This is a genomic window from Pseudomonas sp. E315, from assembly GCF_055406205.1.
In genome coordinates, this window is sequence record NZ_JBUZPJ010000012.1 from 159,979 (window position 1) to 172,807 (window position 12,829).

8 protein-coding genes and 1 pseudogene are annotated in these 12,829 nt (G+C 54.0%); 1 reads left to right on the plus strand and 8 read right to left on the minus strand.

All coding sequences use genetic code 11. The features are described from left to right. Positions 1 to 16 precede the first annotated feature (16 nt). From ACZRJQ_RS17125 to ACZRJQ_RS17150, 6 genes are all read right to left on the minus strand, one after another. A complete protein-coding gene (locus ACZRJQ_RS17125) occupies positions 17 to 1,234 on the minus strand; it encodes an amino acid deaminase (protein ID WP_463979506.1) in 1,218 nt (405 codons plus the stop codon). 32 nt (positions 1,235 to 1,266) lie between these two features. Then, positions 1,267 to 1,656: a RidA family protein gene (locus tag ACZRJQ_RS17130; RefSeq protein WP_019409529.1), complete on the minus strand. Its 390-nt coding sequence runs from the start codon at positions 1,654 to 1,656 to the stop codon at positions 1,267 to 1,269. A 220-nt stretch (positions 1,657 to 1,876) separates the two neighbouring features. Further along, complete coding sequence (locus tag ACZRJQ_RS17135) at positions 1,877 to 4,129, minus strand: ATP-dependent DNA helicase (RefSeq protein ID WP_463979507.1); 2,253 nt, start codon at positions 4,127 to 4,129, stop codon at positions 1,877 to 1,879. After that, complete coding sequence (locus ACZRJQ_RS17140; protein WP_463979508.1) at positions 4,126 to 5,775, minus strand: VRR-NUC domain-containing protein; 1,650 nt, start codon at positions 5,773 to 5,775, stop codon at positions 4,126 to 4,128. The genes ACZRJQ_RS17135 and ACZRJQ_RS17140 overlap by 4 nt, the downstream gene beginning before the upstream one ends. 119 nt (positions 5,776 to 5,894) lie before the next feature. Next, the gene (locus ACZRJQ_RS17145; RefSeq protein ID WP_463979509.1) at positions 5,895 to 7,319 is read right to left on the minus strand and encodes a hypothetical protein; all 1,425 of its coding nucleotides are present in this window, start codon (positions 7,317 to 7,319) and stop codon (positions 5,895 to 5,897) included. A 341-nt stretch (positions 7,320 to 7,660) separates the two neighbouring features. Next, entirely contained in the window at positions 7,661 to 8,683 is a 1,023-nt protein-coding gene (locus tag ACZRJQ_RS17150) for a zinc-dependent alcohol dehydrogenase family protein (protein WP_463979510.1), read from the minus strand. A gap of 288 nt (positions 8,684 to 8,971) precedes the next feature. Here ACZRJQ_RS17150 and ACZRJQ_RS17155 point away from each other — a divergent pair, with 288 nt between their 5' ends. Continuing rightward, on the plus strand, positions 8,972 to 9,886 hold the full coding sequence (locus tag ACZRJQ_RS17155; protein ID WP_463979511.1) for a LysR family transcriptional regulator: 915 nt from the start codon (positions 8,972 to 8,974) through the stop codon (positions 9,884 to 9,886). A 140-nt stretch (positions 9,887 to 10,026) separates the two neighbouring features. Here the strand turns inward: ACZRJQ_RS17155 and ACZRJQ_RS17160 are convergent. Both ACZRJQ_RS17160 and ACZRJQ_RS17165 read right to left on the minus strand, forming a co-directional pair. Beyond that, positions 10,027 to 10,257: pseudogene (locus ACZRJQ_RS17160) on the minus strand (IS110 family transposase); the annotation flags it as partial. Between the two features lie 298 nt (positions 10,258 to 10,555). After that, positions 10,556 to 12,829 (minus strand): RHS repeat domain-containing protein (locus ACZRJQ_RS17165; RefSeq protein ID WP_463979512.1); only part of this gene is annotated, 2,274 nt, incomplete at its 5' end.

A 12,829-nucleotide genomic window follows, 5' to 3' on the forward strand; every position in this document is an offset into this window, starting at 1 on the left:
CGCAAGGGCTTGAGCCCTAGAAAACAATGTCCACGTTTTCAACAACGTTGAAGTGCTCATCGACCAGACAGCCCGTTCGCCATTTGTCGAAGGTCAAACAAGGGTGCGAAGTGCCAAAGCTGATGATGTCGCCCACTCGCAGTTCGCAACCCGGTGCAACGGCCATAAACGCATGTTGGTCCATCACTTTGGTGACTTTACAAGCGCTGACATCATCACCAACGGCAGGCACGACGCCTTCGCGATAACACTTCAAGGGCATCGGCAAACCCGCATCATAAGCAACATCACGCTTACCCAGCGCCACAACAGCCAGCCCCGGTTCAGGCAACGATTGCACGTGAGCCCACACCTCCAGCGCAGGGCGCAGGCCTTCGTGCAAATCGTCACGGCGCTCAAGTACACAGCATTGCGCATCCTTGTAGATCCCATGATCGTGAACCACATAACTGCCGGGGCGCAAAACACTGAGAAAACGCCCGCTGGCCGCCTCAGCTTCAAAGGCTTCGGCAATCAGGTCATACCAAGCCGAACCCGATGCAGTGATGATCGGTTTATCCAGTGCAAACGCCCCGTTGCGTTGTAACTCAAGGGCCAATCGCACCAGCGACGCAGCAAACTGACGAATCCCCTCAACGGCCTGATCGCCATGAATCACCCCTTCGTAACCTTCAATCCCGGTCAGCGCCAGTGCAGGCTGAGCCGCGATAGCCGCAGCTAACGCCATGACCTCTTGCTCGGTTCGACAGCCACAGCGCCCACCGACAACGCCGTATTCGATCATCACGTTCAAGCGTTGGCCGCGCTCTGCAAAATAGGCGCCCAGTGCTGCCACGTTATCGGGGTGATCGACCATGCAGTAAAACTCAAATGCAGGGTCTGCCAGCAAATCGGCAATCAGGGCCATGTTGGCGCGCCCCACCAATTGGTTGGCCATCAATATCCGCCGAATACCCGCTTCATAGCCCGTACGCACTTGTACTGCGGTGCCCAGCGTAATACCCCAGGCCCCCTGCTCCATCTGACGTTTGAACAATGCCGGGGCCATGCTGGTTTTGCCATGCGGCGCCAACACTGCACCACTGCGAGTCACAAAGTCCTGCATCCAACGGATGTTGTGTTCCAGCGCGGCGCGATGAATGACCAGCGCGGGCAAGCTGACATCACGCAACAGGCTGTCTGCCAGATTGGCGGCGCCTTTTTGCACGCGTGCATTGTTGACTGTGGTCGACACATTGATCTCCTGTCAGGTAGTGGCGTGGGGGGTTAAGCCTTGGCTTTATAGGCAATGCAGTCGATTTCGACCTTGCAGTCCACCATCATCATCGCCTGCACGCAGGCACGGGCCGGCGCGTGTTCGCTTTTGAAGTACGAAGCGAACACCTTGTTAAAACTCCAGAAGTCTCGCGGGTCTTGCAGCCACACACCTGCTCGTACAACGTCCTCAAGGCCATAACCAGCTTCTTCGAGAATCGCGATCAGGTTTTGCATGGTTTTGTGGGTTTGCTCCACAATCCCGCCGTTAATGATCTCGCCGTTTTCCATGGCAACCTGGCCTGACACATGCAGCCATCCGTCTGCCTCCACCGCGCGGGCAAAAGGCAATGGCTGACCACCAGCGCCCACCGCGCCTGTACCGAAACGTTTGATGCTCATAAGTAAACTCCACAACAAAAAACAGGCGACCGATGCGCCAACGTGGAGCGAGTGTGCCACACCGACAATTGCCAAGCAGCCTGTGGCCCTCAAGCAACTGCCTTTTCCATACGCTGTACTTAACGGCTTTCTCGTTGCCAAGCCTGCGTTTAACCGCTGGCAGCATTGGGTTGGTATCACCCGTAATAGGCTGTCGAAACGTTTCTACTCAATACAGTGGTTAGCGAACATCCCACCAGCGCGGCAGCAGATCCCTGACTTTGCGTTCGGCAAAACGGTCATCAATCAAAAAGACCGCACCTTCATCGTGTTGAGTGCGGATAACCCGCCCAGCCGCTTGCACCACTTTTTGCACCCCCGGATACAGATAGGTGTAGTCATATCCCGCGCCAAACAGTGTGGCCATGCGCTGTTTGATGTGTTCGTTAATCGGATTGAATTGCGCCAGCCCTAATGTCGCGACAAATGCGCCGATCAAACGTGCGCCCGGAAGGTCGATACCTTCGCCAAACGCGCCGCCCAACACCGCAAAACCAATGCCTTGGCTTGAGGGCGTGAATTGATCCAGAAAAGCCTGACGTGCCGCTTCGTCCATGCGCCGCGCCTGTAGCCATTGGCTGATGTACGGGTGACTCTGAGCCAATCGTTCAGCCACCTGCTGCAAGTAGTCAAAACTGCTGAAAAACGCCAGATAGTTACCCGGCCGCTGTACAAACTGGCGAGCAATCAGTTCGGCAATCGGTGCAAGCGATGCTTGGCGATGCACAAACCGGGTGGAAATGTGGCTGACTACGCGAACCTCCAGTTGATGCGCTTCAAAAGGTGACTCCACATCAATCCAAACCGTGTCCGCGGGCAAGCCCAGCAAATTGGCGTAATAGTCGCGCGGGCTGAGGGTGGCCGAAAACAGCACATTGCTTTGCGCACAGGCCAGTCTCGGGCCAATCAGTGCAGCAGGCACGACATTGCGCACATTGAGCTGCGAGAAGCGACGCTTACCGTGTTCATGCAGCGTAACGTCGAACAAAAAATGTGCATCAAACAGCTCGGCCACTCGGTTGAATTGCAGCGCATCAAAGTAAAACGTTTGTAAATCACCGCTTAGTTGCTGGGGGTGATCGTTGACGTATTCGCCAATGGCCGTGATGCACGCCGCCAAAGCGTTAAGCCATTTGCCCGGCAGTTGATCATGGACTTGATAGGTTGCGACCTGCTCTTTATGCAGGGCATTCCACTCACGATTTAAACGTTTGAAGGCTTTGTCCAGCGGCACTGGAACAGATTGACGCACACGATTAAAACGCTGTTGATCCAGACTTGCGCTGTACATTTGGCGGGCGCGCTCCACCAGGTTATGCGCCTCATCGATCAAGGTAGCGACCTTCCATTGATTGGCCTGTGCAAGGCCAAAAAGCAAGGCACTGAAGTCGAAGTAATAGTTGTAATCGCCGATCACTGCATCGGCCCAGCGCGCCATTTCCTGACTCAGGTAGTAAGGACACACTTCATGGCGCAACGCGACGGCTCTGAGGGTTTGCTGATCCAACTGCACATGCTCAACAGCCGCCAACCGCGCCGCAGGCAAACGATCATAAAAGCCTTTGGCCAGCGGGCAGGAATCGCCATTGCACGCGTTTTGCGGGTACTCACAAGCCTTATCTCGCGCCACCATCTCCAATACACGCAAAGGCTGGCTCGACGCGCCGTTGTAGAGCACTTGCAACGCATCAAGGGCCAGTTTTCGGCCTGGGGTTTTGGCCGTGAGAAACAACACTTTGTCCAGTTGCTGGCCGGGCATGGCCTTGAGCATCGGGAACAAGGTGCCCATCGTTTTGCCAATACCCGTAGGGGCTTGGGCCATCAAACAACGCCCAGAGTGCGCCGTTTTGTAAACGGCTTCAGCCAGTGTTCTTTGACCCGTGCGAAAGGCTGAATGTGGGAACTTCAGGTTGCGGGCAGCTTCATCCCGGGCTTGACGATGGGTGATTTCCTGTTCAGCCCACGCAAGAAATATGGCGCACTGCTGCTCGAAAAACTGCTGTAAGTCGGTAGCTGTCCACGTTTGCTGAATCCGCGTTTCTTGCTCGTGGGTGATGTCGAAATACACCAACGCCACATTGACGTGCGGCAGTTGCAGTTGATTGCACAACAACCAGCCGTAAATCCGCGCTTGCGCCCAGTGCAATTGCCGGTGATTGGCAGGCATGGCACTTAAGTCGCCCCGGTAGGTTTTCACCTCTTCCAGCACATTATTGACAGGGTCATAGCCATCAGCCCTCCCCCTGACGCTCAGGTTCAAGTAGTGGCCTTCAAGGCTGACTTCAGCCTGATACTGAGCGCTGCGTCGAGACGCCACGGTGCGATGCCCGGCAATGCCTTCTTGCGCGGTAGGTGAAGGGGTAAAGCGTAAATCCAGGTCCCCGGTTTTGGCTGTGAATTCACACAAGGCGCGCACTGCAACGCTATAGCTCAAGCGTCTGACTCCAGCCACTGCACGTAACACACCGTTACAGGCATTTGATGCGCCTCACAAAAGGCCAGCCAGCGCAGTTGGTTGTCTTGCAGGCGATCCCCCGGGCCTTTGACTTCAATCATTCGATAACGCTTTTGCGCCGGCCAAAACTGGATAAGGTCGGGCATGCCTGCGCGATTGGCCTTTATGTCCTGCAACAAACGCCTGAACCAGCGTTTTAAATGCGCAGGCGGCAGGCACACAAGCGCATGCTCTAACAAGGTTTCGCTCAGGTAGCTCCAGGCAATAAAAAGTGATTGAACCCCAAACTTCGCGGCGTAGGTTTGACGAATCGAGAGCAGGTAACGCTCGTCGTCCAGTTGTTCAAAGCACTGTTCAATCAAATCGCTGCGCCGCTGGTAAAAGTCCTCTTCCAACAAGTCGGCCGGGCCGCTCTGGTACGGGTGAAAAAAAGCACCTGGCAGCGGAGCAAAAATCGCTGGCCAACACAGCAGACCAAACAGCGCATTGATCAAGGTGTTCTCAACGTAATAAACCGGCGCCTCATCTGTATGCAGATGCGTTGCAACACTGAACTCCACCGACGTTTCGTTACAACGTGCCAATGCCAGATCAAGGCGATCAGGCGCTTTTATCGTGCTCTTAGTGAGCGCGGGCATCCCTAATTTGCGCCGTAGCCGCACGATGATACGCCCCACCTGCTGATACTCAGCGTCAGTCAATGGCGCCTGTTCAGCAGCCAGCGCCAAGGTCATCGCCTGTTGATTATCACCGAGCTGCTCAAGCACCCGTATCCTGCGGACTCGCGCCTCCGGGTGCTGGCTACTTTGGTAAACCTGCAACGCGGCACTGAACGCTGCGCCACGCTCAAGATGCTGACCAACCTGAAACAACAGCCGCGCACGCCGACGCTGCAACCAACGATTGTCGGTTTGATAGTTGAGCACCTGCTCCAATACATCGTTAACCTCACCTCCTGCTTCAAACTGTTCGCGGCAGGCGTAGAGATGCAAATACCCCTCAATGTCGCCTCGGCATTGCAAGGCACGAGAGTCAGCGCTTAATGCCACTTTTTCGTACGTAAACAACCCCAGATCCGCTAACACCAAATCAGACCAACTCTGGCTCAAATTGCCAAAAAACATCAGCCGCAGCCGATCACACAGTGCACGGTTTTTTAGGGTGTAGAGCGCATCGTCGAGTGTCGGATGCCATTGGGCCAAGTTTTGTATGTGGGGGAAATCCGCGATTAGAGCCTCGTACCAATCGGACTTTTTCGCTTTGGGCTGAGTGATATGCGCCTTAAAACAGGTGTGAAGCTCAGCCTTTTGTAACACCTCAAACACCTCAGTCAGGGTTAAGTGCGCTTGATCATCAACCCACCCTTTAGCCACCAGCGAGGCAACAGCACGCTGCGTATTGCCAATTTCAGGATATTTGAGTTTGCTTGCCCTGAAGTGCGCGCCTTTACGCATGACCAAGCGCACCCACAGTGCTTGGGACGCTTTGGGCAACTGGAAAAAGTCAGCGATAAATTGCTGCTCTTCGACACTCAATAGATCGTCGTAGCGGGTACTGATCCAGCCAAGGACATGCTGAAAGTTTTTCAGGTAATAAAAAACATCTTCAAGAGGATTGGATATCACGAACTAAACGAACCGCCGTCTGTGGATACTGGATATGCGTACAGACTGAAGCCTGCCCGCGACGCTGGCAAATCCTATTGGATGAGCGGTGCCATCATCACGGGCTTCAAAGAGGCGGGTTATAGGCTTTGCGCCTCTCTGCTCGGGTCATGAGCGCGCATCGTAGCAATCAAATTAACGTCGCTTTGGGGCATCTGATAAAGCGTTTGCAGTGCCCCCAGAGACAGCCCGCTGATGGCTTCGAGCCAACACAGGTCAACCTGAGAAGCATGCGCCGGATTTATAAGCACACGGCGGATATCACTCATCTTGTGCAACTTTTCAGGGTAACCCTGCTGCAAAAAGTGCTCCAAACCTTGTGCTTGATTAACGAACGGTGAGCAAATAGAACACCTTAATTGCTCGTCACTGACACCGTGAAGTTCTTCAAGATACTGTTCGGCCAGCACGCGCAACTTTTCGATTTTTTTGGGTGTATTGAGCAGGGCATTGAGTTCTTTGACCAGTTGACCTTTAAAACGAAGGTTATCTTTATTTTCATTGGCCGCTTTGCGCAAATAGGCACTTGCCCCTTGGTCGTAATCAACGCCGTACTTGCAGCTACTGCGTAAACCATGCAAGTGAGCAGCCAGTAAAACTGCTGCTGCTTGAGGCTCTTCGAAATGCAAGAGTTTGGATGCTCTCACGCCTTCGACAAACATCAATACTTGCGAGTTGAGTACATCCACCTCACAAGACAGGCAATCAAACACATTAATGATCGTAATACCCAGAGGGGCGGGTGAGGCTTGCTTGTCCAATGGCAAGCACAAGGCATGTTTGAAGTCGTCATCCAGTTTTGAGCACATTTTTACGGCTGTTTCAAACTCGCCACCTTGCAAATCACTCAGGGAGTAACCATGTTGCGCCGCAACTTTCAGCACCCATTCTGCATATTCATCAAGGTGAGTGGGTGGACGTCGATCTATCAGGGCATCCACTTCCCCTCCCCACGAACAGGCTCGGTGATACAGTTTGGCCCGCGATAAAAAATCCCCATAAAAGAACGTTGCTCGCACATCACCTTGGCTCAAATGCCCAGACATGAGCACCTGTTGTCGAGCCATTGCTGAGGCCACGTCTTCGGTGTCTTGCACGGTATGCAGGTCATGAACACCCTGCTCGTCAACCAGCAACAGCTCTACACGCGAGTCGTCATAAAGAAACAGCTCCGAGCATTGCACATGGATTCGCTTCATCACTTGAGCCGTGATGCGTGGCTGGCGCAGCACCGCCACCCTAAGCGTGAACGTAGCAGGTGATCGGCCCGCGATACTTAATTGGGCGGCTCTTAAAAGGGCCAATGTGTAAGCACATTCTTTGCCGCCTTCATGGATGACCAAAATACGGTAGCTGCCGATACGCTCCAGCCCACCCGCCGCGACCAATAATCGTTGAATCAATAACTGCAAAGCCACCCGCTCCAGGCGATTAAAAAAGCCAAGAAGCCGATGCAGAACCTGTTGATAAACAAAACTCATGGCTTGCTCATGAAAGTTATTCATGGCTTGTTTCCTCCCGCTCGATAACAGTCGCAACATTATCAACAGTCGGATCTGAAGCGCCCACCTATACCTTAAGCCTCTTATCCATAACGGACTCAGCTTACGTGCGCGCAGGAATACACCTACAAAAAAACCATTCAAAAAAATACAACCCAGAACAAAAACGTAATTTTATGAATAGACTTCAGGGTCGATAATTGACTGTTTGTTATTCATCAACACTGACATGCTGCTATTTTTTATACATTGTTTAATAACAAGCCAATAAAAAATGCCTCAACAAACATAATGTTCATTGAGGCGTTTAATATGAGTGGCGCTCTTTAATACAAAAAACGGGTTCAAGCTGTCGTCAGTTCTAACGCCACGCGTCCACGGCACGGACAACTATCCATATAGCGGTGTGCTTCTACAAACTCTTCAAAGGGAAACACGCGCACGATCAAAGGCAAAAGCACTTTATCGGCGGTCAATTGATTAATCATACGCAAGGCGCGTTGCATGGCTTCTTCATCTTGGGCGATCCCTAACTCAGGTTTGCCCGTGAAATTGCCAATGCAGTGAACATAAAATTGAATGTTCTTCTGAAAGGCCGCACACGCAGGGAATGGTGTGTGATTGCCGCCTTGCATGCCGTAGAGCACCAAGCTGCCACGCGGCGCAAGTACATCACCGAGTACCGACATTTGCGGGCCGCCCAGCCCATCCAGCACCACATCTACGCCTCGGCTGTCGGTGAGCTTGTTGATCTGCATCAGCAGGTCTTGCTCTTCGGTAACAATCACGTGGTCGGCGCCCAATGCCAACAAGCAATCACGCTCTTCAGCGTCCTTGGTGGCCGCAATGACTTTGACCCCCAACGCCTTACCCAGTTGCACAAACGAGGGGCCTGCACAGTGGCTGGCATCGGTAATCAGTACGGTTTGACCCGGTTTCACCTTGGCCAGATCAACATACGCAAAATAAGCAATCAACAAGGGGGTGTAATGCACACTGGCTTCAATGGGCGTTAACACATCGGGATAGCGCGTCAACGCCGAGCGCGGCATGACTATCAACTCGCCATAGGTTGGGTAATCGTTAGGGCTTTGGCCGGGGAAGCTGGCCACTTTGTCGCCCACAGACAAATCAGTAACACCCTCTCCCACTTTGGTCACAACACCGGCCATTTCGTGGCCGATACCAGCAGGCAGGCGAGCACGGGACGGGGCCAGGTTTTGACGCCACAGCACGTCATACCAGCTGATACCAATGGCTTGAACACGCACCTGCACTTCGCCGGACGCAGGCGTAGCAGCTTGATGCTCTTCGCACTTGAGCACCTCGGCCGGGCCAAACTTGTGTAAACGGATCGTGCGCGACATCGCAAACCTCGCCAAATTAATCGCTAATACCACGGGACTTTATCCGGGCTTTGCGCGCAAGACTAACAGACAGCATTAATAGTCGACATGCCTGACATTGATTCACCGCCCGGCCAACGCCCATAAAAGTGGCTGAAACGCACGGCATACCCCAAAAAATAGACGCCGACAACATAGGCAAGCAAGACACATTCAGTAAGAAAGCCAGATTACACAGTGTCGATTCATGAGTTTTGCCCGTAAGATCGATTACCTCAATCCTGTTGCCCCGTCTGTGAAGCCAGCTAGATGAACCGTAACGACTTGCGTCGCGTCGATCTTAATTTGTTAATCGTCTTTGAAACCTTGATGCATGAGCGCAGCGTAACCCGAGCCGCTGAAAAGCTTTTTCTCGGGCAGCCTGCTATCAGTGCAGCACTTTCACGCCTGCGCAATTTGTTTGACGACCCGCTGTTCGTTCGCACCGGCCGCAGCATGGAGCCTTCCGCTCGGGCCATTGAGATCTTCGCCTTGCTCTCACCGGCGCTGGATTCAATTTCCACGGCGGTAAGTCGTGCCTCTGAATTTGATCCTGCCACCAGCACGTCGGTGTTTCGCATTGGCTTGTCCGATGACGTCGAATTCGCCCTGTTGCCGATGTTACTCAAACGCTTGCGAGCCGAAGCGCCCGGCATCGTATTGGTGGTACGTCGCGTCAACTACATCCTGATGCCCCCGTTGCTGGCGTCAGGCGAGATTTCGGTGGGTGTCAGTTACACCAGTGATCTGCCAGCCAATGCCAAGCGCAAGCTACTAAGACGCAGCAAACCCAAGCTGTTGCGCGCCGACAGCATGCCGGGAGCCTTGAGTTTGGATGACTTCTGCGCGCGGCCCCACGCATTGGTTTCGTTTGCTGGGGATTTGAGTGGTTTTATCGACACTGAACTGGAAAAGCTCGGGCGCAAACGTCACGTGGTGTTGGCCGTGCCTCAATTTAACGGCCTGAGCACATTGCTGGCGGGCACCGACATACTTGCCACAGTCCCTGACTACACCGCCGAAGCGCTAACCGCCGCGGGCGGCGTACGGGCAGAAGACCCGCCACTCAACGTTCAAAGTTTTGAACTGCACATGGCCTGGCGCGGTGCGCAAGATAACGACCCGGGAGAACGCTGGCTGCGCTCAAGGATTCAGATGTTTTTCGGGGACCCCGATAGTCTGTAATAAAATTCCAAAACGCCGTTTTATAACAACAACTTATTCGCTATTTCAGTCCATTGCCATCTGTCTAAATCCAATGGATTCCACGACTCATGGGGGCAAATTTCGGTGTCTTAAAAAGGATGCCCCCACCGATGCCCCCAAGGAGAAATCAGTTTGGCCTGATGCCCCATGGTGATCAGCTCACGAGGGACAAAATGTGCGCCGGCACAGGCTTCCATTACCACGGTACAGGCCGGCAGGTTACCGAAGAACTGCATTATCTGAGGACGCGAGAGCTTCTTGTGAAACACTTCTCGGCCCGATTTGTCCTGACCGTGCAGGTGGAAACTGTGTTTACCGAGATCAATCCGGATCAGTGCTGAATCGCTCATGATGATGGCCTCCGAAGACAAAACACCCTGCGAAAACGTAGCCCTCGCAGGGTGTGGGGGTGACCATCTCATTAATGCCGGCATCTTGCGATACGGGCATTTTCTTTAACCTGCCAGCAGATTGCTAGGTTTCACACAGCCTGATCAAGTCGGCCTTTTTTGTTTTTCAAACCAACCTTGCGCCGCACTGAACAACTTATGCGGATCTCACTTCTTCGGCACGCTCGCATCGAATTCACTGTCACGCACTTTGCGTTTCGCGGCTCAACCCCTATCTGTTCTGCCAGGCTCTGTACGACTAGGCAACGGGACGCTCGCCAGGTGCAGCGCTGACCGTAACCACTCTTCCTAACGCGTCATAATCCAGCGTGCGCCCCCACTCATCGCACGTCATATTGCCATCGGCGTCGTATTGAAGTGGGATCTGCTGCGGATAGTCAGCATGCGAGTTGGTCACCCTGCTCAGTTGCACCGGGTCTTCGTCCTCGAAGAAGTATCGGGCGTCGTTTCTACCACCCGGGAAATCAGTGAGGACACGGGTCAGGTTATCCAATGTGTCAAACCTGAACGTTTGCTGCTCGATCGCCTTGCCATAGGGATCGACCGGTGGTTGGGTGCCTGCGCAGAGGTACTTCGTCAAACGACCCCGCAGATCATATTCATATTTTTCGTCACGCAGGATCGTAGTGCCTTCGCTCAAACACCGATGCTCCAAGGCATCCACCGCATTGTACTCCTGCAGTAATTCCTGTTGCTGACCTGCACTGTCAAACGTGCGCAGGGTCTCGCGGCCGAAAGCGTCATACTCCATGATAATGCGCAGTCGCAGCGCATTGTCCTGTGTATCAATTAGGCGGGTCTGTCCCAGCTCATCGTAAGTGAATTGCGACAGGGTAGTGCCGAGCTGGGTCGACTTCAGGCGGCCCGCGTCGTCATAGTCATAGCTCTGGGTCTGGCCTAGCACGTCGGTATAGCGCAACAGCCGGCCACGAAAGCTGTAGACGTAGCTCATTTGGTATTGCTGGTCATTCTCGCGGCGTGTTTCGCTTTTCAACTCTCCGTTGCTGAAATACTCCCAAGTCAGCTGTTGCTCCCCCTCCTGGCAAGTGAGCAAGCGAGCATTGTGGTTATCGTAGACATAGCTGGCATCGCTGCCCGGCAAGCGCCGCCGCTTCGGTTCCTCACCCAGTTGCGGTTGATATTCGTAGAGAATTTCCTGGCCCGACGCAGTCGTTACGGAGATGGGCTGGGTCTGGCCAGGTTCGTACACCGAGTGACGAATACGGCCACCGGTATTTGACAGGATCATACGATCGAGCCCATCGAAATGTTGTTCACCCAACATAATGCCATCGACACTGATCTTCGTCGGCAGATCCGCGCTGCTGTGTTCGGCATAGGCTCGTACCACCTGCGCCGTGTCGGGCAGAACGGTCACTGTCATCCTGTTGTCGGCATCGTAGCGATACTCGGTGACGGCATCGTGCGCATCGATCTCTCGTACCGTACGACCCAACCCGTCATAGTCATAGCGGTGCACACTGATCAATTGCTCTGACAGATCGACACGCTCGACGCGTACTGGCTTTTCGAATTTACCCAGCCAGGTCTTCTCCACCCCGGTGCGCAGTGGGTTGTCGCTGGAGCCTTGACGCCAAGCGCGAGTAATCGGGAGAGTTTTGTCACCAATCGGATCGGTCATCTCGTATGCCTTGACCCCGTCCGGGCCCGTCACGCAGAGAGGTTGCCCCCAGTCATCGAACTCGTAGACGCTGACCAGCGGTAGTGATTGCGCTTCCAACCAGTCAAACTCGGTTTCTTCGACCAGGTTGTCAAGTGCATCATGCCGAGCTGCATAGATTTCTCGCCACACCCTACCCGCTGGGTCGCCATCCACGTCCTGGCGATCTTCACGAATCACCCGGTTGAGTCCATCGACCAGGCTTCGGGTCTGCACACCTTTGACATCGGTGAGCTGCTGAATCGCCTGTTGACCGTCCATCGAGGTCAGGACATAGGCGTAATGGCGCGTGGCTTCAAATTCGGTTGTCGGTGCCACGGTTTCACTGGTCACCCGCTGAAGCGCATCGTAGGTGGTGCGGATCGCTACATCGTTGTCGTCTCGGCTGAGCATCGCCTGACCGTGAAGCAAGGAGTGCTGCAAGGTGATGATTTTTTGCGCATGCCGGGCATTTCCCTTTCGGTCCCGCTCACCATGATCGAAGCCTGTCAGGGTTTCCAGCGTCTGCAACACGGACTCATCACCCTGCTCCCCCATGACTTTACTGCAGGAAAACTCCGTGGTCGTGGTGTTGCCATTACGCTGCTCGGATTGTCGCAGGGTTCGACCGTGGGCAAAGGCGTCAGCGGGCCTGTCGATATAATCAAAGCGCCTCTCATGCAGCTCTGTTTCCGCACTGCCCTGAACGTCCAACAGCACTTCACTGTCCACCAGCAACACGCCTGTATCCAAGCTATTGATCAGTGGCGGCAGTTCCACATAACGATACCTAGTGCGCAGCACCGGTGCCTGACCTTCATGGCCCTCGGCCGGGTGCACCGTTTTGCTGCG